General features: G+C 71.5%; 18 protein-coding genes and 1 pseudogene. 12 read left to right on the top strand and 7 right to left on the bottom strand.

The window, feature by feature from the left end; genetic code table 11:
* The 3 genes from rsgA to EYA84_RS06930 all read left to right on the top strand — a co-directional run.
* A partial coding sequence (gene rsgA / locus EYA84_RS06940) for a ribosome small subunit-dependent GTPase A (protein ID WP_131052185.1) occupies window positions 1–487 on the top strand: 487 nt, incomplete at its 5' end.
* Window positions 488–651: 164 nt separating this feature from the next.
* Complete coding sequence (uvrA, locus tag EYA84_RS06935) at window positions 652–3,618, top strand: excinuclease ABC subunit UvrA (protein WP_131052184.1); 2,967 nt, start codon at window positions 652–654, stop codon at window positions 3,616–3,618.
* Window positions 3,619–3,776: 158 nt separating this feature from the next.
* Complete coding sequence (locus EYA84_RS06930; protein WP_131052183.1) at window positions 3,777–4,262, top strand: Rieske (2Fe-2S) protein; 486 nt, start codon at window positions 3,777–3,779, stop codon at window positions 4,260–4,262.
* A gap of 63 nt (window positions 4,263–4,325) precedes the next feature.
* Here the strand turns inward: EYA84_RS06930 and EYA84_RS06925 are convergent, their stop codons facing one another.
* Window positions 4,326–7,586: a penicillin acylase family protein gene (locus EYA84_RS06925; protein WP_131052182.1), complete on the bottom strand. Its 3,261-nt coding sequence runs from the start codon at window positions 7,584–7,586 to the stop codon at window positions 4,326–4,328.
* 195 nt (window positions 7,587–7,781) lie between these two features.
* On the opposite strand from EYA84_RS06925, the gene uvrC reads away from it, so the two are divergent.
* Window positions 7,782–9,779, top strand: a complete 1,998-nt coding sequence (gene uvrC, locus EYA84_RS06920) for an excinuclease ABC subunit UvrC (RefSeq protein ID WP_131052181.1) — start codon at window positions 7,782–7,784, stop codon at window positions 9,777–9,779.
* 484 nt (window positions 9,780–10,263) lie between these two features.
* Here the strand turns inward: uvrC and recQ are convergent, their stop codons facing one another.
* Together recQ and EYA84_RS06910 are read right to left on the bottom strand one after the other, a co-directional pair.
* Window positions 10,264–12,144: a DNA helicase RecQ gene (gene recQ / locus EYA84_RS06915; RefSeq protein ID WP_236145636.1), complete on the bottom strand. Its 1,881-nt coding sequence runs from the start codon at window positions 12,142–12,144 to the stop codon at window positions 10,264–10,266.
* 155 nt (window positions 12,145–12,299) lie between these two features.
* The gene (locus tag EYA84_RS06910) at window positions 12,300–12,953 is read right to left on the bottom strand and encodes a hypothetical protein (RefSeq protein ID WP_131052180.1); all 654 of its coding nucleotides are present in this window, start codon (window positions 12,951–12,953) and stop codon (window positions 12,300–12,302) included.
* A gap of 310 nt (window positions 12,954–13,263) precedes the next feature.
* On the opposite strand from EYA84_RS06910, the gene rapZ reads away from it, so the two are divergent.
* The 8 genes from rapZ to EYA84_RS06870 all read left to right on the top strand — a co-directional run bounded on the left by rapZ (window position 13,264) and on the right by EYA84_RS06870 (window position 20,321).
* The gene (gene rapZ / locus EYA84_RS06905) at window positions 13,264–14,136 is read left to right on the top strand and encodes an RNase adapter RapZ (protein ID WP_131052187.1); all 873 of its coding nucleotides are present in this window, start codon (window positions 13,264–13,266) and stop codon (window positions 14,134–14,136) included.
* Entirely contained in the window at window positions 14,133–15,110 is a 978-nt protein-coding gene (gene yvcK, locus EYA84_RS06900; protein WP_131052179.1) for a uridine diphosphate-N-acetylglucosamine-binding protein YvcK, read from the top strand. The genes rapZ and yvcK overlap by 4 nt, the downstream gene beginning before the upstream one ends.
* A 54-nt stretch (window positions 15,111–15,164) precedes the next feature.
* A complete protein-coding gene (whiA, locus tag EYA84_RS06895) occupies window positions 15,165–16,145 on the top strand; it encodes a DNA-binding protein WhiA (RefSeq protein ID WP_131052178.1) in 981 nt (326 codons plus the stop codon).
* A 333-nt stretch (window positions 16,146–16,478) separates the two neighbouring features.
* A complete protein-coding gene (gap, locus tag EYA84_RS06890; RefSeq protein ID WP_131052177.1) occupies window positions 16,479–17,483 on the top strand; it encodes a type I glyceraldehyde-3-phosphate dehydrogenase in 1,005 nt (334 codons plus the stop codon).
* Entirely contained in the window at window positions 17,480–18,688 is a 1,209-nt protein-coding gene (locus tag EYA84_RS06885) for a phosphoglycerate kinase (protein WP_217706037.1), read from the top strand. Before gap ends, EYA84_RS06885 begins: the two co-directional genes overlap by 4 nt.
* Before the next feature lie 3 nt (window positions 18,689–18,691).
* A complete protein-coding gene (gene tpiA, locus EYA84_RS06880; RefSeq protein ID WP_131052176.1) occupies window positions 18,692–19,483 on the top strand; it encodes a triose-phosphate isomerase in 792 nt (263 codons plus the stop codon).
* A 95-nt stretch (window positions 19,484–19,578) separates the two neighbouring features.
* A complete protein-coding gene (secG, locus tag EYA84_RS06875; protein ID WP_131052175.1) occupies window positions 19,579–19,839 on the top strand; it encodes a preprotein translocase subunit SecG in 261 nt (86 codons plus the stop codon).
* A 137-nt stretch (window positions 19,840–19,976) separates the two neighbouring features.
* Window positions 19,977–20,321, top strand: a complete 345-nt coding sequence (locus EYA84_RS06870; RefSeq protein WP_131052174.1) for an RNA polymerase-binding protein RbpA — start codon at window positions 19,977–19,979, stop codon at window positions 20,319–20,321.
* A gap of 100 nt (window positions 20,322–20,421) precedes the next feature.
* On the opposite strand, the gene pgl is transcribed toward EYA84_RS06870, so the two are convergent.
* The 4 genes and pseudogenes from pgl to EYA84_RS06850 form a co-directional block, all read right to left on the bottom strand.
* The gene (gene pgl, locus EYA84_RS06865; protein ID WP_131052173.1) at window positions 20,422–21,186 is read right to left on the bottom strand and encodes a 6-phosphogluconolactonase; all 765 of its coding nucleotides are present in this window, start codon (window positions 21,184–21,186) and stop codon (window positions 20,422–20,424) included.
* Between the two features lie 60 nt (window positions 21,187–21,246).
* Window positions 21,247–22,263 (bottom strand): glucose-6-phosphate dehydrogenase assembly protein OpcA, encoded by a 1,017-nt coding sequence (locus EYA84_RS06860; RefSeq protein WP_131052172.1) that lies wholly within the window; start codon window positions 22,261–22,263, stop codon window positions 21,247–21,249.
* A gap of 31 nt (window positions 22,264–22,294) precedes the next feature.
* Complete coding sequence (zwf, locus tag EYA84_RS06855; protein WP_131052171.1) at window positions 22,295–23,809, bottom strand: glucose-6-phosphate dehydrogenase; 1,515 nt, start codon at window positions 23,807–23,809, stop codon at window positions 22,295–22,297.
* A 37-nt stretch (window positions 23,810–23,846) separates the two neighbouring features.
* A pseudogene (locus EYA84_RS06850) lies at window positions 23,847–24,376 on the bottom strand (glucose-6-phosphate isomerase); the annotation flags it as partial.

The raw sequence follows: 24,376 nt of genomic DNA, 5'->3' as shown, positions 1-24,376 counted from the left end.
GCGCGGCACCGGGCTGGACCCGCTGCGCGCCGAGGTCGGCCCCGGCCGCACCCTCGGTCTGCTGGGACCCTCCGGTGCGGGCAAGTCGAGCCTGGTCAACGCGCTGGCCGGGGCGACGGTGATGCCCACCCAGGCGATCCGGCGGGTGGACGGCAAGGGCCGGCACACCACCACCTGGCGGGCGTTGGTGCCGCTGCCCGGCGGTGGGGCGGTGGTGGACACCCCCGGCGTCCGGGCGGTCGGTCTGCTCGACGGCGCGACCGGGCTCGACCGGGCCTTCGGCGACATCGCCGCGCTGGCCGTCGAGTGCCGCTACGGCGACTGCGGGCACGAGGCCGAGCCGGGGTGCGCCGTCCAGGATGCGCTGCGGACAGGTGAGCTGACCGCCCGGCGCTGGGAGAACTGGCGACGGCTGCACCGCGAGATCGCTCACGAGACCGGGCGGCGCGCCGCCCGCCGGCCCCGCCGTCGGGGCAGATTGTCGTAGGGCGGGTCTACAGTTGCCGGGGCGCTTTTCCGCGCCGGCACAACCGCTGGGGCGTACCCGAAAATCGGGTTCGCCCAGAAAGCCGGGTTTGCCCGAAAGGTCGGGCTCATCCCAGAAAGCGGACAGATCTTCCTTCGTCATCCTCACCCGGGAGTACACGGACCGTGGCCGACCGTTTGATCATTCGTGGCGCACGCGAGCACAACCTGCGTGACGTCAGTCTCGACCTGCCCCGGGACGCCCTGATCGTGTTCACCGGGCTGTCCGGCTCGGGCAAGTCGAGCCTGGCCTTCGACACGATCTTCGCCGAGGGGCAGCGCCGCTACGTGGAGTCGCTGTCGTCGTACGCGCGGCAGTTCCTCGGCCAGATGGACAAGCCGGACGTCGACTTCATCGAGGGGTTGAGCCCGGCTGTCTCGATCGACCAGAAGTCGACCTCGCGCAACCCGCGCTCGACCGTCGGCACGATCACCGAGGTCTACGACTACCTGCGACTGCTCTTCGCCCGGGTCGGCGTGCCGCACTGCCCGGTCTGCGGCGAGCGGATCTCCAAGCAGAGCCCGCAGCAGATCGTCGACCGGGTCCTGGCGATGGCCGAGGGCACCCGTTTCATGGTGCTCGCCCCGGTGGTGCGCGGCCGCAAGGGCGAGTACGTCGACCTCTTCGCCGAGCTCCAGTCCAAGGGGTACGCCCGGGCCCGGGTCGACGGGGTGGTGCACCAGCTCACCGACCCGCCAAAGCTCAAGAAGCAGGAGAAGCACACCATCGAGGTGGTGATCGACCGGCTCAGCGTCAAGGCCGGCGCCAAGCAGCGGCTGACCGACTCGGTCGAGGCGGCGCTCGGGCTCTCCGGCGGTCTGGTGCTGCTGGACTTCGTCGACCTGGCCGAGGACGACCCGGACCGGGAACGCCGCTACTCCGAGCACCTGGCCTGCCCCAACGACCACCCGCTGGCGATCGAGGACCTGGAGCCCCGGGTCTTCTCCTTCAACGCGCCGTACGGCGCCTGCCCGGAGTGCACCGGCCTGGGCACCAAGAAGGAGGTCGACCCGGAGTTGGTCGTCCCGGACCCGGAGCGCAGCCTGCGCGAGGGCGCGATCCAGCCCTGGGCGACCGGGCACAACCTGGAGTACTTCCTGCGGTTGTTGGAGGCGCTGGGCGAGGCCGAGCACTTCACCGTCGACACGCCGTGGCGGGCGCTGCCGTCGCGGGCGCAGAAGACGATCCTGCACGGTTCCGACGACCAGGTGCACGTGCGCTACCGCAACAAGTACGGCCGGGAGCGCTCGTACTACACCGGCTTCGAGGGCGTGGTGCAGTGGATCGAGCGCCGGCACTCCGACACCGAGTCGGAGTGGTCCCGGGACAAGTACGAGGGGTACATGCGTGACGTGCCCTGTGCGGCCTGCGGCGGTGCCCGGCTCAAGCCCGAGGTGCTCGCCGTCACGCTGGCCGGGCGCAGCATCGCCGAGGTGTGCAACCTGTCCGTCGGCGAGTGCGCCGACCTGCTGGCTGGCATCGAGCTGACCGACCGGCAGAAGCTGATCGCCGAGCGGGTGCTCAAGGAGATCAACGCTCGGCTGCGCTTCCTGCTCGACGTCGGTCTGGACTACCTCTCCCTGGACCGGGCCGCCGGCACCCTCTCCGGTGGCGAGGCGCAGCGCATCCGGCTCGCCACCCAGATCGGGTCCGGCCTGGTCGGCGTGCTCTACGTGCTGGACGAGCCGTCGATCGGGCTGCACCAGCGCGACAACCACCGGCTGATCGAGACCCTGGTCCGGCTGCGCGGGCTGGGCAACACGCTGATCGTGGTCGAGCACGACGAGGACACCATCCGCACCGCCGACTGGATCGTGGACATCGGGCCCGGCGCGGGGGAGCACGGTGGGCAGATCGTGCACAGCGGCTCGGTGCCGGAGCTGCTGACGAACCCGGAGTCGATGACCGGGGCGTACCTCTCCGGACGTCGGGAGATCCCGCTCCCGGCCGGGCGCCGCCCGCAGACGCCGGGTCGGGAACTGGTGGTGCACGGTGCCCGCGAGCACAACCTGCGCAACCTCACGGTGAACTTCCCGCTGGGCCAGTTGATCGCCGTCACCGGCGTCAGCGGGTCGGGCAAGTCGACCCTGGTCAACGACATCCTCTACGCGGTGCTGGCCAACCAGATCAACGGCGCCCGGCTGGTGCCCGGCCGGCACACCCGCGTCGGCGGGCTGGAGCACGTGGACAAGGTCGTCGGGGTCGACCAGTCACCGATCGGTCGGACGCCGCGCTCGAACCCGGCGACCTACACCGGCGTCTGGGACCACGTGCGCAAGCTGTTCGCCGAGACCACCGAGGCCAAGGTCCGGGGGTACGGGCCGGGCCGGTTCTCGTTCAACGTCAAGGGCGGACGCTGCGAGGCGTGCTCCGGTGACGGCACCATCAAGATCGAGATGAACTTCCTGCCCGACGTGTACGTGCCGTGCGAGGTCTGCAAGGGCGCCCGGTACAACCGGGAGACCCTGGAGGTGCACTACAAGGGCAAGACCGTCTCCGACGTGCTGGAGATGCCGATCGAGGAGGCGGCGGAGTTCTTCTCCGCCATCCCGGCCATCCACCGGCACCTCAAGACGCTCGTCGACGTGGGCCTGGGCTACGTCCGGCTGGGCCAGCCGGCGCCGACCCTCTCCGGCGGTGAGGCGCAGCGGGTCAAGCTCGCCTCCGAGCTGCAGAAGCGGTCCACCGGGCGGACGGTGTACGTGCTCGACGAGCCCACCACCGGCCTGCACTTCGAGGACATCCGCAAGCTGCTGCTGGTGCTGGAGGGGCTGGTCGACAAGGGCAACACGGTGATCACCATCGAGCACAACCTCGACGTGATCAAGAGTGCCGACTGGCTGATCGACATGGGCCCGGAGGGCGGTCACCGGGGCGGCACGGTGCTCGCCACCGGCACCCCGGAGGAGGTCGCCGAGGTCACCGAGAGTCACACCGGGCAGTTCCTGCGGACCGTGCTCAAGCTCGACGGCACGGCCAAGGGCGCGACGGCGGCCACCGCCCGGGCTGCCAAGGCCAACGGTGCCAAGTCCACCGCCGCGAAGGCCACCGGGGCCAAGACGCGCGGTCGCAAGACGGCCGCCGCCCGCTGATCCGCGAGGCCCGGCCGTCGCCCGTGGCGGCGGTCGGGCCCACCCGTTGGGGTACGCCCGAGTGGCCGATCGGGTGAACCACCGGGCAGAGTGGTGCGTGTCGAGAGACGTAGCCACGGATCATGCACGGTGGTAGCCGAAGAGAGAAGCGAGGCGGCATGAGTGACGATCAGGTGCTGGCCGGACCGGACACGCGTACCCGACGGAGCCTGCTGACCGGCGTGGGCGCGGTCGGCGCGGCGGTGGTGCTGGCCGGGTGCGGCGGCGGTGACGACTCCGGTGACGGCGCGGCCCCGACCAGCGGCGGACCTCAGGTCACCAACACCGGTGACCCCGGCGGCGGGGACCGTGAGGGGGCGCAGTCACTGGCCAGGACCGCCGACATCCCGGTCGGCGGCGGTGCGGTCTTCGCCGCGCAGGGCGTGGTGATCACCCAGCCCAGCGCCGGGGAGTTCAAGGGGTTCGACCCGATCTGCACGCACCAGGGCTGCCCGGTGTCGAACGTCGACGGCGGGACGATCAACTGCACCTGTCACGGCAGCAAGTTCTCCATCGAGGACGGCTCGGTCAAGGCCGGGCCGGCGACCACCGGCCTGCCGGCCAAGGAGGTCAAGGTCGACGGGGACCAGATCTCGCTGGCCTGACAGCGGGGCACACGGATACGGGCGCGACCGGGGCGAACTCGCCTCCGGCCGCGCCCGTCCGCGTCACTGCGCGTACGCGGACAGCTCCCACAGCGAGAAGCCGTACGTGGTGGCCCGGGTGAGCCCGTACACCCGCACGTAGCGGGCCTGTTGCGGGGCGAAGGTCAGCACGTCGGTGCCGCCGTCGCCGGCCGTGGTCGACCAGACCGTCCGCCAGGTGGCGCCGTCGTCGGAGACCTCGACGCGATACGACCGGGCGTACGCGGACTCCCAGGCCAGGGCCACCCGGCCGACCTGCCGCACCGAGCCCAGGTCCACCCGCAGCCACTGGTTGTCCGACCAGGAGCTGGCCCAGCGGGTGTTCAGGTCACCGTCGACGGCGCGGGCGGCGCCGTTGCCGAGCTGGCTGCTGGAGGCGGTCACCGGACGGCCGGTCGCCAGGTTGGTCACCGCGTCACCACGTCGGGCCGGGAACGACACCACCTGCTGGTAGGTGGGACGGTTCTGCCAGGCGATGGTGGCGTGCTTGATACCGCCCAGCGGCGACTGGACGATCGCGTCCGCGCACCACTGGTCACCGGCGGCGCAGGTGGCGTCGCCCGGGTACGTCTGGGCGGCCGGGGTCGTCGACGCGGTGCGCAGCGTGTCCAGCAGCACCTGACGGCACGTACCCAGGTTGCCGGCGCCGCAGAAGGTCCGTCCGGGGCCGCCGGCGACCGGGTCACCGAGCACCGCCCGCAGGTCCTTGTCGACGTAGCCCCACCAGCCGTACTGGAACGCCGAGCCCTTGTGGGTCTGCGCGCTGTTCGCCGAGGACGGCAGGTTCGACACGTCGCCCTGTTGCAGGCCGGACGGGGACTCGTTGATCTGCATCGCGTTGATCACGGACTGGTAGAGGTCCGTGCCGAGCTGGTCGCGGAACATGCCCCGCACCAGCAGCGGCCACCAGGCGTCGAAGGTACGGATCGCCTCGGCGTGCTGGTACACCTTGGAGCCCTTGGCGGTCTCCACCCGCAGCGCGCCCGCCTGTCGCCAGGCCCTGAGCCGGGCGATCTCGGTGGCCAGGGCGCTGTCGGTGACCGGCTGGCTCTCCAGCACCCGGATCAGCTCGCCGAGCACCTCGGCGCCGCGCAGGTCGGTCAGCCCGGCCCGCTGCACCAGTTCGGTCAGCGAGGCCCGGTCGAACTTGCGGCCCGCCGAGATGGCCGCCTTCATCGGCTTGTCCAGCAGGTCACCCCGGTGTACGGCACCGAAGCTGAAGTTGCCGTCGGCGGCACCGAAGTCCTTGGCCTGCTTGTTGTTCCAGCTGATGTAGTAGTCCTGGTTGATTGACTGCGGGTGGGCCGAGCGCGGCGCGTACCGCGCGGTGCCGGTCGCCGGGTCGAAGTCCTGCCACTCGTAGGCCCGTTCGGCCTTCATCGGCAGGTTCGGGTTGCTGCCGGCGGCCCGCACCGGGTTGAGCCCGGAGTTGAAGTACGCCGACTGGGTGGAGTTGACGTAGAACCAGTTGAAGGCATACTCGACGTTGTTGGCGGAGGTGAGGAACGCCTCGGCGGAACCCATCTGGGTCGGGTCGTTGAACATCTGGAAGCCGATGGCCGAGTCGGCCTCACGACCGTAGGTGGAGCGCAGTTGGGTGAACGCGTGCGGCACCCCGCCCACCGTGCCGCGCCAGCCCACCAGGCCCAGCTTGGTACGCCAGGCGACCAGCTTGTACGACCCGGCCGCGGTGCCGTCGGCGACGGTCGGGGTCCACCGGTTGACCCGGGACAGCTCCTCCATCGCCAGGCACTGGCCCCGGAAGAGGTAGTGGTTGCTGGCCGGCGTCGGCGTTCCGCCGCCGGGCACGCAGAGCGGCACCGCGTACGTGTCGGTGATGTCGTGGATCGAGGAGGTGGCGCTCCACGCGTAGTCCTGGCCCCGGCCGAGCAGGACATAGAGGTTGAGTCCGGCGAAGGCGGCGCCCCGGGCGCTGATGCCCGGGCCCTGCAACTCCTGCACCATCAGCAGTTGCGGGGAGAAGTAGCCGGTCTGCGGCCCGAAGACGGCGATCGGATGTCCGGTGGCCGAGTGGGCGGCGGAGACCACGGCCGCGTTGGACATGCCCCGGTGCGCCGGGTCGATGGTCAGCCCGGAGAGCGCGGCGGCCAGTTCCGAGCTGCGGTTCGAGGTCGTGGCGGTGGTGGCGGAGCCGGTCTGGTCGGTGACGATCGGCTCGACCCGGGCCGACCCGGCGTCCGGCAGCACCACACTGGGCGCGTTCGGCGCGGCGTCACCGTACGGGAAGCTCTGCCCGTCGTGCAGGGTCAGCACGGTCTCCGGGTCGTTCTGCCCCCGGAAGGCGTTCCACACCCGGTCGCCGTCGGTCGGACCGAACTTGGCCCGGGCCGCGATGCGGACCAGCGCCGACTGCATCTCGGTGCCGCCACCGCCGCCGAACAGGCCGCCGACGACCCCGGCGATGGCGATCAGGTCGGTCATCACGAACGGCTTCGGTCCACCGGCGTTCGTGATCGCGTCGAGGTGACCGGTCAGCACGTACTCGCCGGGGCAGTTGCGGTTGGCCATGCAGGTCTGGATGTAGGCGTTGACCCCGGCGACGTACTCCTGCACGTCGGCGTAGAGCTGCTCGCCGCGCGTCCCACCCTTGCCGCGCAAGGCGTTCACCTGGGCCTGCAGGTCCGCCTCCGTGTACGGGGAGGTGCGCCACACGCTCTGCTCCAGCGCCCGGTTGCCCGGTGCGCCACCGGCGAACGGGGTCAGCGTGCCCCGACCGACGTGCCGCAGCAGGTCCATCGTGAAGAGTCTGTCCTCGGCTCCGGCGTACCCGGCGCCGTACATGGTGCCGCCCCGGGTGGTGCCGGTGATGTGCGGGACACCGTTGGTCCGGTCGCGCACGATCCGCACGTCGGAACGCGGGGAGTAGTCGCGTTCGACCTGGCCGGGGGCGACGCCGAAGGAGGCGTCCCGGAAGAACGTGCTGACCTGGTCCTCGCGCAGCCCGGCGTAGCCGTAGACCAGGTTGGCGTATGTGTCGAGCTGGTCGGCGGAGTGCCGGGGCAGCGTGCCGAACGCCTGGTTGCCCAGGACCTCGACGAGGGTGGCGTTGCCGTTCTGGCCGGGCGGCAGGATCTCGGAGCACTCGCCGAGGCAGTAGTCGTTGCCGGCGAAGGCGCTGGCGACGTTCACGGCGAGGGTGCCGGCGTCGGGGACGGGGGTGGCGGTGGCGGTGGCGGGGGACGACACGCCGACGAGCGCGGTGGCGACCGCGAGGGCGGCGGTCGCACCGGCGAGCAGCCGGCGGGTGGCGGGGTGAGCAGGCATGGCGATCCTCTGTGGACGGGGGACCATCGGGCGGGATCATTACGTGAAGAACATTCGGTTACTGGATGGTAGGGGTCGGCGCCCGAGATTGGAAGGCATCAATCACGACTCCCCGGTACGCCGACCCCGGACGGGCGGAGAAAGGGGCGAGTGGGGATGATCAGGGCTGTCGGGGGTGGCGACTAGTCTCGGAGTGTGGCTGATCCGTCGACCTACCGTCCCGCGCCGGGCACCATCCCCGAGGCGCCGGGGGTCTACCGCTTCTACGACGGCACCGGCCGGGTGATCTACGTCGGCAAGGCGCGGAGCCTACGCAGCCGGCTCAACTCCTACTTCGGCGACCTGTGGGGGCTGCACCAGCGCACCCAGCAGATGGTCACCACCGCCGAGTCGGTCGACTGGGTCACCGTCGGCACCGAGGTCGAGGCGCTCCAGCTCGAATACCTCTGGATCAAGCAGTACGACCCGAGGTTCAACGTCCGCTACCGCGACGACAAGTCGTACCCGTACCTGGCGGTCACCCTCGACGAGGAGTACCCACGGCTACAGGTGATGCGGGGCAGCAAGCGCAAGGGGGTGCGCTACTTCGGGCCGTACTCGCACGCCTGGGCGATCCGCGAGACCCTCGACCTGCTGCTGCGGGTCTTCCCGGCGCGGACCTGCTCCGCCGGGGTGTTCAAACGGGCCGGGCAGGTGGGCCGTCCCTGCCTGCTCGGGTACATCGGCAAGTGTTCGGCGCCCTGCGTCGGCAGCGTCACCGCCGAACGGCACCGCGAGATCGTCGACGACTTCTGCGACTTCATGGCCGGTCGCACCGACTCCATGGTCCGCAAGCTGGAACGCGAGATGACCGAGGCCAGCGAGGCGCTGGAGTTCGAGCGGGCGGCCCGGCTGCGCGACGACGTCGCCGCCTTGCGCCGGGCGATGGAGAAGCAGACCGTGGTGCTCGGCGACGGCACCGACGCCGACGTGGTCGCGTTCGCCGACGACCCGCTGGAAGCCGCCGTGCAGGTCTTCCACGTACGCGGCGGCCGGGTACGCGGCCAGCGCGGCTGGGTGGTGGAGAAGACCGAGGACCTCAGCACCGGAGACCTGGTGCACCACTTCTGCACTCAGGTCTACGGCGGTGAGCAGGGCGAGACCGACGTCCCCCGTGAGCTGCTGGTGCCGGAGCTGCCCGCCGACGCCGAGGCCCTCGCCGACTGGCTCTCGCACCATCGGGGCAGCCGCGTGACCCTGCGGGTGCCGCAGCGCGGCGACAAGCGCACCCTGATGGAGACGGTCGAGCGCAACGCGAAGGACGCGTTGGCCCGGCACAAGCTCAAGCGGGCCGGCGACCTCACCACGCGGGGCAAAGCGCTCGACGAGATCAGTGACGCGCTCGCCATGCGGACCGCGCCGTTGCGCATCGAGTGCTTCGACATCTCGCAGATCCAGGGCACCGACGTGGTGGCCAGCATGGTCGTCTTCGAGGACGGACTGCCCCGCAAGAGCGAGTACCGCCGCTTCATCATCCGGGGCGCCACCGACGACCTCTCCGCGATGTCCGAGGTGCTGCGCCGCCGTTTCGCCCGCTACCTCGACGCCCGCGCCGAGACCGGCGAGGCGGGTGCGGAGTCCGCTGTTGACCTTCCCGCCTCCGCTGAGGCGACGCGCGACGGGGCGGACCTGGGCGAGGCCGAGCCGGGGGTGGGTGTGTTGGTCGACCCGACGACCGGGCGGCCGCGCAGGTTCGCGTACCCGCCGCAGTTGGTGGTGGTCGACGGCGGCGCGCCGCAGGTGGCCGCCGCCGCCCAGGCCCTGGCCGAGATGGGCATCGACGACGTGGCGCTGTGTGGCCTCGCCAAGCGGCTGGAGGAGGTCTGGCTGCCCGACGACGACTTCCCGGTCATCCTGCCGCGCACCTCCGAGGGGCTGTACCTGCTCCAACGGGTACGCGACGAGGCGCACCGCTTCGCCATCACCTTCCACCGGCAGCGCCGCTCGAAGCGGATGACCACCTCCGCGCTGGACAGTGTCCCCGGCCTCGGCGAAGTCCGTCGCAAGGCGCTGCTGCGCCACTTCGGCTCGCTCAAGCGACTCTCGGCCGCCACCGTGGACGAGATCACCGAGGTCCCCGGCGTCGGCCGCCGCACCGCCGAGGCGATCCTCACCGCCCTCGGTGCCACCGACAGTCAGGCCGGCACTGACTGATCCTCGCGGTCAGGTCCGACGCGACCGTCCCATCGAACCCCGCGCGGCAACCTCGGGGCCTCGTCGCCTTGTCGGCTCGGTGTGATCGAGGTCGAGGGCAGTTTCCGCCCGAACCTGTCGAGCACCAGGCTGGTCGCCCGCGTCGGTCGACGACCCGACCTTGCCGACGTGGTTCGGCACCGGACCGCGTCGTCGTCGGCCTTGCCAGGTGAGGTCTCACGACTATCGAGCTGACTGCACCGACGGGTCACCCCTTCCGAGGGTGTGCACCGACGTGGCACCACTCCCGGCGGCGTGAGTGGTTCACCTCCGGTCACCGCGTCCGACAGCACGAACGGGTCAGCTCGAAAGGCGCCGACCTGGTCAGGCAGGAGAAGCTGCCGCACGCCAGGGAGGCAGGCTCACCGCTCCCGCCGACTGCCGAACAGTAGGCGCGTGAACAGCGGCGCGTTCAAGAGTGGCGAGCAGCGGGCGGGCGGGCGGATCAGGTCGGGTCGGCCAGCACCGAGAGGATCTGCTCGCCGTACTTGGCCAGCTTGTTCTCGCCGACACCGCTGATCCGGGACAGCTCGTCCAGCGAGGACGGGGCGTCGGCGGCGATCTGCCGCAACGTGGCGTCGTGGAAGATGACGTAGGCGGGTACGCCCTGCTCCTTGGCACTGGTCGCGCGCCAGGCGCGCAGGCGCTCGAACGTACCGGCGGCCTCGGCCGGCAGTTCCGCGACCACGGTGGCCGCGCCCCGGGGCTTGGCCGTCTTCGCCGGCCGGGCCGGCTCCCGACGCATCATCACGGTACGTCGACGGCCGAGCACCTCGGCGCTGGCGTCGGTGAGCGCCAGGGTGCCGTAGTCGCCCTCGACGGCGAGCAGGCCCTCGGCGAGCAACTGGCGTACCACGCCCCGCCACTCCGCCTCGCTCAGATCGTCGCCGATGCCGAAGACGGTGAGTGAGTCGTGCCGGTGCTGGACGATCTTGTCGGTGCTCTTGCCCAGCAGGATGTCGACGCAGTGTCCGGCACCGAACCGCTGGTTGCGTTCCCGGTCCAGCCGGAACACCGTGGAGAGCAGCTTCTGCGCGGCGACCGTCCCGTCCCAGGACTCCGGCGGAGCCAGGCAGGTGTCACAGTTGCCGCAGTCACCGTCCAGGCGCTGCCCGAAGTAGTCGAGCAACTGCACCCGGCGGCAGCGGACCGTCTCGCAGAGCGCCAGCATCGCGTCGAGGTGCGCGGCGAGGTTACGTCGGTGGGCCAGGTCGCCCTCGGAGGTGTCGATCATCTTGCGTTGCTGGACGACGTCCTGGAGCCCGTACGCCAGCCAGGCGGTCGACGGCAGTCCGTCCCGGCCGGCGCGACCGGTCTCCTGGTAGTAGCCCTCCACCGACTTGGGCAGGTCGAGGTGGGCGACGAAGCGGACGTCCGGCTTGTCGATGCCCATGCCGAAGGCGATCGTCGCCACCATCACCACGCCGTCGGCGCGCAGGAACCGCTGCTGGTTGGCGGCGCGGGTCGCCGCGTCCAGACCGGCGTGGTAGGGCAGTGCGTCGATGCCGTTGGCGGTGAGGAACTCGGCCGTCTTCTCCACCGAGGCCCGCGACAGGCAGTAGACGATGCCGGCCTCGCCCGGGTGCTCGTCGCGCAGCAGGGCGAGCAGTTGCTTGCGTGCCTCCCGCTTGGGCACGATCCGGTACTGGATGTTGGGCCGGTCGAAGCTGGCCACGAAGTGCCGCGCCTCGGTCAGGTTGAGCCGGGTGGCGATCTCCGTGCGGGTGGCACTGGTCGCGGTGGCGGTCAGCGCGATCCGGGGTACGCCCGGCCAGCGCTCGTGCAGCATCGACAGGTTGAGGTAGTCCGGCCGGAAGTCGTGCCCCCACTGCGACACGCAGTGCGCCTCGTCGATGGCGAAGAGGCTGATCCGGCCCCGCTCCAGCAGGCTCAGCGTGGCCCGGCTGGCCAGCGCCTCCGGCGCGAGGTAGAGCAGGTCGATCTCCCCGGCGACGAACTCCGCCTCGACCAGTCGACGGGTGTCCAGATCCAGCGTGGAGTTCAGGAACCCGGCCCTGACCCCGACGGCGGTCAACGCGTCGACCTGGTCCTGCATCAACGCGATCAACGGCGAGATCACCACCGCGACACCGTCCCGGACCAGCGCCGGAATCTGGTAGCAGAGCGACTTGCCGCCGCCGGTCGGCATCAGCACCAGCGCGTCCCCGCCGGCCACCACGTGCTCGATGACCTCCTGCTGGAAGCCGCGGAACGCGTCGTACCCGAAGACCCGCCGCAGCACGTCGAGCGTCGCTGTCACCTTTTCGCTGATGGGCGCGTCGGAGGTGGCCAGTTCGGTGACGCTCACGTCGGCGGGGGAGACCATCCGAGGATTCTACGAGCCACACCGCCTGCGGTACGGACCGCCGTTCCCCCGCCGACGTCGCGCGACTGGCCGGGCAGCACCCGGATCGTGGCAGTGCAGCTGGTCTCGCCCCGGCGTGTCGGCTAGCTGCGGTGCCACGTTGACGGCTGATGGGCTCAGTAGCTCGGGGGGACGGGGACGCGTTTGGCCCAGCGGACCTCGCCGTCGTCGTCGACGTGGCAGAAGGCCACCACCAGGCGGGTCGGGTCCTCCAGCGGCAGCGCGTCGGGAGCGAGGCGGAACACCCCGATCAGGCTGCCGTCGCCGGTCGCGCGGGTGCCGATCGCGCCGACATGCGGTGCGCTTCCCGCCGTATCGTCCGGCTCCTCCCGGGCGCCGGTGTCGGCCAGCCAGTCGTACCGGGCGGCCAGCACCTCGTACTCGGTGGACCAGCCGAATCCGGTGTCGCCGGCGGCGTCGTAGCCGCCCTCGGGGCGCAGCACCCGGGGCGGTGACTGTCGATCGTCCAGCAGCAAGACCTGGTAGGAGCCCTTGCGGGGCGGCCCGGACCAGCGCAGCCGCAGCACCACCGACTGCCGGTCGGGATCGCCGTGGACGCGGTCGGTCGCATGCGGCCAGCCGAGCGCGGCGGCGGCGCGTGCCACCCGGTCCGGTTCCGGCATGCGGGCCTCGACGGTCACCGCGACCTGGTCACCGCCGTGTGCCCACTCACGTTCCCGTTCGACGAAACGATCCACCGTGGCCAGCACCGCGATCGTGACCGAGACAAGGGCCACCACCCAGCGCAGCCGCGCCCCGTGCCTCCCCATTTCCGGAGGATAACGGTCCCGGACGTCACGTGCCGTCAGTCAGCCGACACGAGCCGTGAAAGGAAGGGACCCTTTCTAACGCCTCGTGTATAGCAGGGGACCCCTCCTTACACTCCCGGGCCGGCGGCGGCGGTGCTGGTGGGACGGGTGCGGCGGTGCGCTCCGTCGGGTCGGGACCGGCGAGCTAGAGTCGGCGCTTGACCATGCCCGGTCGGCTCCGACCGCGGCGCCACGGCTTGGGGGTTGATGGGTGGGCGAGGCGCACACGACCGGTCACCACGGCGGCGTACCCGGTGAGCAGTCCGGGAGAGTGGCCGGCGAGACGGACACCACCCTGGTCGTGGTCACCGGCCTCTCCGGTGGCGGGCGCAGCACCGTGGCCCGGGCCCTGGAGAACGTCGGCTTCTACGTGGTGGACAACCTGCCGCAGGCACTGCTGCTGGACATGGCCGAGCTGGCGGTGAAGGCCGGTGGCGCGGCCCGGCGCACGGCGATGGTGCTGGACGTCCGCTCGCGTGCCTTCTCCACCGATCTGGCCGAGGCGATCCGGGAGTTGAAGGAGCGTGGCTACGCCCCCCGGGTGGTCTTCGTCGACGCCGACGACGAGGTGCTGATCCGGCGCTTCGAGAGCGTGCGGCGCTCACACCCGTTGCAGGGTGACGGGCGGCTCGCCGACGGCATCGCCGTCGAGCGGGGCCTGCTGGAGGAGGCCCGCGACCAGGCCGACGTGATCATCGACACCAGCCACCTCAACGTCAACCAGCTCCGCCGACGCATCGAGGAGCTGTTCGGCGGGGAGGACGCGCGGCGACTGCGGCTGACCGTGATCTCGTTCGGCTTCAAGTACGGCCTGCCGCCGGACGCCGACTTCGTGATGGACGCCCGGTTCCTGCCCAACCCGTACTGGGTGCCGGAGCTGCGTGAGCACACCGGGCGGGAGGAGGCGGTCAGCGCGTACGTGCTGAGCCAGGTGGGCGCCGACGCGTTCGTCGACGGGTACGCGGACCTGGTCGGCGCCACCACCGCCGGTTTCGAGCGGGAGGGCAAGCGGTACCTGACCGTGGCGGTCGGCTGCACCGGCGGCAAGCACCGGAGTGTGGCGATCGCCGAGGAACTGGCGGCCCGGCTGCGTCGTGCCGGGCTGGCCGCCAACGCACAGCATCGGGATCTGGGGCGCGAATGACGGTCCGGGTGGTGGCCTTCGGGGGCGGGCACGGCCTGTCCGTGTCGTTACGGGCGTTACGTCGCTGCGCCCCCGGGCTCGACCTCGACATCACGGCGGTGGTGACCGTCGGCGACGACGGCGGCTCCAGCGGACGGCTGCGCGCCGAGCGGGGCGGGTTGCCCCCCGGTGACCTGCGGCAGGCGCTGGTCGCGCTGGCCGGCGACCATCCGGCCACCCGACGCAGCGCCGGGCTCTTCCAGCACCGGTTCGGCCCGGCGACGCGCGGCCTGCCCGGTAAGGGTGACGGGTTGGGTGGACACGCGGTCGGCAACCTGGTGATCGCCGGGTTGATGGAGCAGCTCGGCGACCCGGTGGCGGCGCTGGAGCACGCCGGGGCGATGCTCGGCGCGGTCGGGCGGGTGCTGCCGATGTCCTGCCAGCCGGTCGACATCGAGGCCCGGGTACGCGCCGCGGACCCCGGCCGCCCGGACGAGGTGTGCACGGTACGCGGCCAGCACCAGGTGGCGATCACCACGGGCCGGGTCGAGTCGGTGCGACTGACCCCGCAGGCGCCGGCGGCGTGCCCGCAGGCGGTCGCCGCGATCGGTGCCGCCGACTGGTTGATCTTCGGGCCGGGCAGTTGGTACACCAGCGTCCTGCCGCACCTGCTGGTGCCGCAGTTGGCCGCGGCGATCCTGGCCAGCCCGGCCCGACGCCTGGTCACGCTCAACCTGGCCGCCGAGAAGGAGACGCTCGGTCTCTCCGTCGCCGATCACCTGGCGGCGCTGCGCTGGTATCTGCCGGAGTTGACGGTCGACGTGGTGCTCGCCGACGCCAAGGCGGTCGGTGCCCCCGAGCCGGTCGACCGTGCGGCAGAATCCCTGGGAGCCCGATTGGTCCTCGCTCCCGTCGCGGTCGATGACGGCACTCCCCGGCATGATCCGGCCGCCCTGGGCGCCGCCCTGGTGCCCGTACTGGGCGCCGATCGTTAGACACGTACGTAATCTCCGGCGACACGCCGGAACGGGTCCGTGAGGGGACGCACAATGGCGATGACGGCTGCGGTCAAGGACGAGCTGAGTCGGGTCGACGTGCCCAAGCCCTGCTGCCGGCGGGCGGAGATGGCCGCGCTGTTGCGGTTCGCCGGTGGGCTGCACATCGTCTCCGGGCGGGTGGTGGTGGAGGCGGAACTCGACACCGGCGCGGTGGCCCGTCGGTTGCGGCGGGAGATCGCCGAGGTCTACGGCTATTCGAGCGAGATCCACGTACTGGCCTCCGGCGGGCTGCGCAAGGGCAGCCACTTCATCGTCCGGGTGGTCAAGGACGGCGAGGCCCTGGCCCGGCAGACCGGCCTGCTGGACGTGCGGGGTCGGCCGGTGCGCGGGTTGCCGCCGCACGTGGTCGCCGCCAACGTCTGCTGCGCGGTGTCCGCGTGGCGGGGTGCCTTCATGGCGCACGGCTCGCTGACCGAGCCGGGCCGCTCCAGCGCCCTGGAGATCACCTGTCCGGGGCCGGAGTCGGCGTTGGCGCTGGTCGGCGCCGCCCGCCGGATCGGCATCACCGCCAAACAGCGGGAGGTACGCGGCGTCGACCGGGTGGTGGTCAAGGACGGTGACGCGATCGCCGCGCTGCTGACCCGGGTCGGTGCCCACTCCAGTGTGCTGGCCTGGGAGGAGCGTCGGGTCCGCCGCGAGGTGCGGGCCACCGCCAACCGGCTGGCCAACTTCGACGACGCCAACCTGCGGCGCTCGGCGCGGGCTGCGGTGGCGGCGGCGGCCCGGGTGACCCGGGCCCTGGAGATCCTCGCCGAGGATGCGCCCGAGCACCTGACGTCGGCCGGTCGGCTGCGGCTGGAGCACCGGCAGGCGTCGCTGGAGGAGTTGGGCGCGTTGGCCGACCCGCCGTTGACCAAGGACGCCATCGCCGGGCGGATCCGCCGGCTGCTGGCGCTGGCCGACAAGCGGGCCCGCGACCTGGGCATCCCGGATACCGAAGCGGCCGTCACGCCCGACATGCTCGTGGTCTGATAGGACGGTGGGTCGTCCCGGCGCGGGCGGGCCGGCGAGGCGCGCCCTCGTCGCCGCGCGTCGGCGAGGCGGTACGGCGTCCGGCGGTGCGGGTGAGGGCAACCACCCGGCGCGGCACGGCTCGCCGCGCTCGGATATGGTCGCTGCGTACGGCAAGGGGGCCGGCACCGGCGCTCCCCGCCGAACCCACCGCCTCGGGGCGGTCAGGTCCCTCGGACCGCGGCGGGGTGGCCGAGATGAACCGTCAACGGCCGGCTCCAACGGTCGGCGCACATCACTTCGCCGGCCGAGGGTCTCCACGCCGGCGAACCAGAACGCGAGGAGATGGGACCTGTGACCATCCGGGTTGGCATCAACGGCTTCGGCCGGATCGGCCGTAACTTCTTCCGGGCAGTGCTGGCGTCCGGCGCTGACGTCGAGGTCGTGGCCGTCAACGACCTGACCGACAACGCGACGCTCGCTCACCTGCTCAAGTACGACAGCATTCTGGGTCGCCTCCCGCACGAGGTCAAGGCCACCGCTGACGAGATCACCGTCGGCGGCAAGACCATCAAGGCGTACGCCGAGCGTGACCCGGCCGCGCTGCCGTGGGGCGACCTGAACGTCGACGTCGTCATCGAGTCGACCGGCTTCTTCACCGACGCCACCAAGGCGAAGGCGCACGTCGACGGTGGGGCCAAGAAGGTCATCATCTCGGCGCCGGCCAAGAACGAAGACGTCACCGTGGTGATGGGTGTCAACCAGGACCAGTACGACCCGGCCAAGCACACCATCATCTCGAACGCCTCCTGCACCACGAACTGCCTCGCGCCGATGGCCAAGGTGCTGCACGACACGTTCGGCATCGAGCAGGGTCTGATGACCACGATCCACGCGTACACCCAGGACCAGAACCTGCAGGACGCGCCCCACTCCGACCTGCGTCGGGCCCGGGCCGCCGCGCTGAACATCGTGCCGACCTCGACCGGTGCCGCGAAGGCGATCGGCTTGGTGCTGCCGGAGCTCAAGGGCAAGCTGGACGGGTACGCGCTGCGGGTGCCGATCCCCACCGGCTCGGCCACCGACCTCACCGTGACCGTCGGTCGGGAGACCACGGTGGACGAGGTCAACGCCGCGCTGAAGGCCGCTGCCGAGGGTCCGCTCAAGGGCATCCTGGTCTACAACGAGGACCCGATCGTGTCGGCCGACATCGTCACCGACCCGGCGTCCTGCATCTTCGACGCGCCGCTGACCAAGGTGATCGGCAACCAGGTCAAGGTCGTCGGCTGGTACGACAACGAGTGGGGCTACTCGAACCGTCTGGTCGACCTGGTCAAGCTGGTCGGCAAGTCGCTGTGAGTGCGACCATCCGCAACCTCGACGACCTGCTCGCCGAGGGGGTGTCGGGTCGGCGCGTGCTGGTGCGCGCCGACCTGAACGTCCCGCTCGACAAGCAGACCGGTGAGATCACCGACGACGGTCGGATCCGGGCGGTGCTGCCGACGCTGGGCGCGCTGGTCTCCGCCGGCGCGAAGGTGGTCGTCTGCTCGCACCTGGGTCGGCCGAAGGGCGCACCGGACCCGCAGTTCAGCCTCACCCCGGTCGCCGGCCGGCTCGGTGAGCTGCTCGGCGCGCCGGTGCACTTCGCCGCCGACACGGTCGGCGAGTCGGCCCAGGCCACCGTGGCGGCGCTCGCCGACGGCGAGGTCGCGCTGCTGGAGAACCTGCGCTTCAACAAGGGTGAGACCAGCAAGGACGACGCCGAGCGTGGTGCCTTCGCCGACCAGCTCGCCGCGTTGGGCGACGCGTACGTCGACGACGCCTTCGGTGCGGTGCACCGCAAGCACGCCAGCGTGTACGACGTACCGGCGCGGCTGCCGCACGTCGCGGGTCGCCTGGTGCTACGCGAGGTGGAGGTGCTCTCCACGCTCACCGGGTCGCCGGAGCGGCCGTACGTGGTGGTGCTGGGCGGTTCCAAGGTCTCGGACAAGCTCGCCGTGATCGAGGCGCTGCTGCCGACCGTGGACCGGCTGCTCATCGGTGGCGGCATGTGCTTCACGTTCCTCAAGGCGCAGGGTCACGAGGTGGGTACCTCGCTGCTCGAGAAGGACATGGTCGACACCTGCCGCAACCTGCTGGAGCGCGGCGAGGGCAAGATCATGCTCCCGGTCGACGTGGTGGCCGCGGACGCCTTCGCCCCGGACGCCGCGCACGACGTGGTGCCGGCCGACGGCATCCCCAGCCACCGGGTCGGGCTCGACATCGGTCCGGAGACCGTGGCCGGCTTCGCCGCGGCGCTGCGTACCGGTGCCCGGACGATCTTCTGGAACGGCCCGATGGGCGTGTTCGAGATGGCCGCGTTCGCGGGCGGCACCCGGGGGGTCGCCGAGGCGATCGCCGAGTCCGAGGCGTTCAGCGTGGTCGGTGGCGGTGACTCGGCGGCGGCGGTGCGGTCGCTCGGCCTGGACGAGAAGTCCTTCGGCCACATCTCCACCGGCGGCGGCGCCTCCCTGGAGTACCTGGAGGGCAAGACCCTCCCCGGCATCGCGGCCCTGGAGAACTGACTGATGGCAAGTGCTCCCCGCCGGCCGCTGATGGCCGGCAACTGGAAGATGAACCTCAACCACCTTGAGGCGAACCTGCTGGTGCAGAAGCTGGCGGCCAGCCTCAATGAGAAGCAGCTGACCGACGTGGAGACGGTGGTCCTGCCGCCCTTTACCGACCTGCGCACGGTGCAGACCGTGGTGGAGGGCGACAAGCTGCTCATCGGCTACGGCGCGCAGGATCTCTCGGCGCACGCCTCCGGCGCGTACACCGGTGAGATCGCCGGGTCGATGCTGGCGAAGCTGGGCTGCACCTACGTGGTGATCGGGCACTCCGAGCGGCGTGCCTACCACGACGAGGACGACGCGCTGGTCAACGCCAAGGTGCAGGCCGCGCTGGCCAACGGGCTCACCCCGATCCTCTGCGTGGGGGAGGGGCTGGACGTCCGCGAGCAGGGCGGGCACGTGGCGCACTGCGCCGACCAGCTCGACGCGGCCCTGAAGGGGCTCACCGCCGAGCAGGTCACCAAGGTCGTCGTCGCGTACGAGCCGGTCTGGGCGATCGGCACCGGCAAGACGGCGACCCCCGAGGATGCCCAGGAGGTGTGCGGCGCGGTGCGGTCCCGGCTCGCCGAGACCTTCGACCAGGCCACCGCGGACCAGGTCAGGGTCCTCTACGGCGGCTCGGTGAAGTCGTCGAACGTGGCCGCGATCATGGCGCAGCCGGACGTGGACGGTGCCCTGGTGGGTGGCGCCAGCCTGGACGCCGAGGAGTTCGCGAAGATCTGCCGGTTCCCGGAGCACATCACCGGCTGATCGCTCGCTATCCTTGACTCCGCCCGTCCGCCGGTCGGTGCCGCCGTGCCCGACCTGTCCGGGCGAGGATCGTAACGAGAGGACTGACCCCCGCCATGCCGATCTGGTTCGCCTACACGTTGATCGTGTTGCTGGTCATCACGAGCGTTCTGCTCGTCCTGCTGATTCTGCTGCACCGGGGCAAGGGCGGTGGGATGTCCAGCATGTTCGGCGGTGGGGTCAGTTCCAGCCTGGCCGGGTCGTCGGTGGCGGAGAAGAACCTCGATCGCTACACCGTCCTGGTGGGCATCGTCTGGTTCGCCTGCATCGTCGGGCTCGGGCTCTGGCTCCGGCTCGAAGTCGGCACGGGGGTCTGAGCCCGCCTCTCCAGTCGTACAATCTGCGCGCGGTCCGTCACTCGACGGGCCGCGCGCAGTCCGTTACACCCGCTGCACCGCGTCGCCCGCCGTCCACCCCTCGACGGCGGTCCCCTCCGACGACAGGAGCGAGCGCCGTGTCGAACGGCCATGTCATCCGGGGCGCCCGGGTCGGGTCCGCGCCCCCACGCCATTCCGAACGCCATCAGCCGGTCCCGTGCCGGTCGGTGAGCTACTGGTGCCGTAACGGGCACCGCACCGACATCCGTCTCGTGGCCGAGGTGCAGGCGCCGCCGACCTGGGACTGCCCGCGCTGCGGGTTGCCGGCGGGGACGGACGCCCACGACCCGCCCGGCCGGGTACGCGCCGAGCCCTACAAGAGCCACCTGGCGTACGTGAAGGAGCGGCGTACCGAGGCGGAGGGGGAGGCGATCCTCGCCGAGGCCCTCGCGGCGCTGCGTCGCCGACGCGGCGCCCGCTGAATCCCGCTGCCTGCCGCAGGCATGGGGCTCGCGCTGAAAGTGTGAGGAAGGGTCCCCTGCTATGCACGAGGCGTTAGCAGGGGACCCTTCCTTGCACGCGTCAGCGCAGGCTGCGGAAGCGCGCGGGGAGATCGGCGGCGGCGGCGCGGTCCAGCAGCCAGAGGGTGCGGCTGGTGCCCTGGACACCGGCCGCCGGCACCTGCACCGGCCCGGCACCGGCCAGCGCCATGCCGACCGCCTGGGCCTTGTCGGAGCCACCGGCCACCAGCCACACCTCTTCGGCGGTGTTGATGGTCGGCAGGGTCAGGGTGGTCCGCACCGGCGGCGGCTTGGGGCTGCCCCGCACCGCGCTGACCGGACGGCTCTCGTAGTGCACCGGGTGCTCGGGGAAGACCGAGGCGACGTGCCCGTCCTCGCCCACGCCGAGCATCAGCACGTCGAAGTGGGGCAGGGCGGCGGTGCCGGGCCGGGCAGCCCGGGCCAGCTCGGCCGCGTAGCGGGCGGCGGCCTCCTCCGGGTCGGCGCCCGCGTCCGACGACGGCATCGGGTGGATCCGGTCCGGGTCGAGAGGCAGCGCGTCGAGGAGGGCCGCGCGGGCCTGCGTCTCGTTGCGGTCCGGGTCGCCGGCCGGCAGGAACCGTTCGTCGCCCCACCAGAAGTCCACCCGGGACCAGTCCACCGCGTCCTTGGCCGGCAGGGCGCCGACCGCCCGGTAGACCGCCGCCGCGATCCGCCCGCCGGTGAGCACCACCGCCGCCTGGCCCCGTTCGGCCTGCGCGTCGAGCAGCTTCACCACCAACCGTGCCGCGACGGCCTGCGCCAGCAGATCCGCGTCGGCGTGTACGGCGACACTCGCCTCAGTCATGCTGTCCTTCCGCGACCGCACCGGCGGTCGGTGTCGTGGTGGGGTATCCGGGCCGGACGGTCAGGAATCGGTGCTGGTGGAGCTGTGCGCGGTGACGCCCGCCTCGGCCCGCCGTGCGGTGCTCGGGTCCTTCCAGACGTGCACGCGTTGACCGGAGCGCCGGTCCAGGTTGGTCAGCCCGGCGAAGGCGCCGAGCGCCTCGGCGTACACCTGGTCGGAGCCGAGCCGGCGCAACTCCTCGGCCAGTTCGTCGCCGAGCGGCCGACGCACCAGCGGCAGCACCCGGTCCTCCTGGCCGGTCCGCCGGAAGACGGCCATGCTGTCGTCCCGGGTCAGCGTCAGCTCGTCGCCGTTGGCGCAGCGCAGCTGCACCTCGCGCATTCGGGGGAACTCCTTGGTCCGCTCCCAGCGCGGCTTGATGCCGAGTCGGCTGCGGAGCCAGCCCCGCATCAGCGCGGCCGTCGGGTCGGTCGGCGGTGCGACCACCGCCGCCTCGGTGAGCTGCGCCTCGGTGGTGTCGAAGGCACCGGCGACCAGGGTGCGCCACGGGGTGATCCGGGTCCAGGCGAGGTCGGTGTCGCCGGGGGCGTAGTCGCGCGCCCGCAGCCGCAGCGCCTCGATCGGGTCGGCGGCCTGGGCGGAGTCGGTGATCCGCCGGTCGGCGACCACACCGAGGAAGTCGGTGGCGATCTCGTCCGGCGGCTCGCCGTGCCACCAGGTGACCACCGGTACGTCCGGCACCAGCAGCGGCATCACGACGGACTCGGCGTGCAGCGCGAGGCGGCCGTACATCCGCATCACCACGGCCTCGCACGGGCCCAACCGGCCACCGACGACGATCTCCGCGTCGAGGCGGTTGCGGTCCCGGTCGACGTCGGAGCGGACCACCACGAGCAGCCGGCACGGGTGCGCGGCGGCGGCGATGGTGGCCGCCGCCTCGGCCTCGCGGACCCGCTTCTCGTCCACCACCACGATCAGGGTCAGGGCCATGCCGCTGGCCACGCCACCGGCACTGCGTCGTTCGGCGGCGAGCGCCTTCACCACCTCGTTGCCGGTGGTGTCCCACAATCCGATCAACGGAGCCTCCAGGTTCGCTCGCGGTGCCCGGTCACGCCCGCCGCCAGGCGCGGCCTTCGCGGGCCAGCATCTCGTCGGAGGCCCGGGGACCCCACTCACCGGACCGGTACGGCTCGGGCTTGCTGCCCTCCCAGGCGGCCACCAGCGGGTCCACCACGGCCCAGCTCTGTTCCACCTCGGCGGCGTCCGGGAAGAGCGTGCGGTCGCCGATCAGCACGTCCAGGACCAGACGCTCGTACGCCTCCGGGCTGGACTCGGTGAACGCCTCGCCGTACTGGAAGTCCATCGCGATGTCGCGGACCTCCATGGTGGTCCCCGGCACCTTGGAGCCGAACTTGAGCACCACGCCCTCGTCCGGTTGGACCCGGATGACGAGCTGGTTGTTGCCGAGCATCTCCATGTCGGCCGCGGTGAACGGCAGGTGCGGGGCCCGCTTGAACATCACCGCGACCTCGGTGACCCGTCGGGGCAGCCGCTTGCCGGCCCGGATGTAGAACGGCACCTCGGCCCAGCGGCGGTTCTGGATGCCCAGCCGCACCGCGACGTACGTCTCGGTGGTCGACGTCTGCGGGACGCCGTCCTCCTCCAGGTATCCCTTGGCCCGCTGGCCGCCGACCCAGCCGGGCAGGTACTGCCCGCGTACGGTGCCGTCGGCGACGTCGTGCGGCAGGGTGATCGCCTTGAGCACCTTGAGCTTCTCGGCCCGGATCTCGTCGGCGTCGAAGCTGGTCGGCTCCTCCATCGCGACCAGGGCGAGCAGTTGCAGCAGGTGGTTCTGCAGCACGTCGCGGGCGGTGCCGACGGAGTCGTAGAAGCCGGCCCGGGAGCCGATGCCGACGTCCTCGGCCATGGTGATCTGCACCGAGTCGACGTACTGCGAGTTCCACAGTGGCTCGAAGAGGCTGTTCGCGAACCGCAGCGCGAGGATGTTCTGGACCGTCTCCTTGCCCAGGTAGTGGTCGATGCGGAAGACGTCCTTGCGGGTGAACACGTCGTCGACCAGGTCGTTGAGCGCCTTGGCCGAGGGCAGGTCGTGCCCGAACGGCTTCTCCACCACGACCCGCCGCCAGCCGCCGCACTTCTCGTTGTCGGCCATGCCGGTGCGGGCGAGTTGCTTGAGCACCACCGGGAAGGCCGCCGGGGGGATGGAGAAGTAGAACGCCGCGTTGCCGTGGATGCCGTGGCTGTCGCGCAGCCCCTCCAGGCAGGAGGCGAGGTTGTCGAACGCGGTGTCGTCGTCGAACGAGCCGCCGACGAACTTGATGTTGTGCTCCAGCCGGGACCAGACCTCCTCCCGCCACGGGGTGCGGGAGTGTGCCTTGGCCGCCTCGCGGGCCAGCGAGGCGAAGTCGCCGTCGCGCCAGTCCCGCCGGGCGAAGCCGACGACCACGAAACCGGGCGGCAGCAGCCCCCGGTTGGCGAGGTCGTAGACCGCGGGCAGCAGCTTCTTCTGGGCCAGGTCACCGGTGACTCCGAAGATCACCAGAGCGCAGGGCTCCGGGATCCGCGGCAGCCGCCGGTCCTGCGGGTCGCGCAGCGGGTTCACGCCGCCTCCTCGCTCCGCTCGTCCACGTCGTCCATCGTCATGCCCGCAGCGACCCGACCGCGTCGATCAACCGGGTCAGGCCCGCCGACCGCTCGGTCAGGTGCAGGTGCAGTAGCGGGCGTCCACGACCGGCCAGGGCGCGCCGGTCGCCGGCGGCCTGCGCCGCCTGTCGTTCCCCGAAGGTGTACGGCTTGCCGGGTACCGGCAGATCAACTGTGACCGTACCGGTTATCTGAAGAAAGCTACCCGCCTGCGGGCCGCCCTTGTGGTATTGCCCGGTGGACTGCAGGTAACGGGGTCCCCAACCGAAGGTCACCGGTCGTCGGGTCAGTGCGGCCAGCAGCGGGCGCAGCCGTGCGGCGGCGGCCTCGGCGTGCGGGTCGAGGAAGGCGGTGACCGCCAGGTAGCCGTGGTCGCCGAGACCGGCGAGCAGGTGGCGCAGGGCGTCGGACAGGTCGTCCGGGGTGCCGGTCGGGGCGTACACCTGGATCGCGTCGGTGGTGGACGACGGCGTCGGCGTCGGGTCGGCCAGGGCCGCCTCGGTGTGCCGGGCGGACTCGGCGGCGT

The sequence above is a fragment of the Verrucosispora sp. SN26_14.1 genome (assembly GCF_004307965.1).
Classification (GTDB): domain Bacteria; phylum Actinomycetota; class Actinomycetes; order Mycobacteriales; family Micromonosporaceae; genus Micromonospora.
Note: the sequence above shows the minus strand (reverse complement) of the source record. Positions and strands in the feature narration are given on the sequence as shown.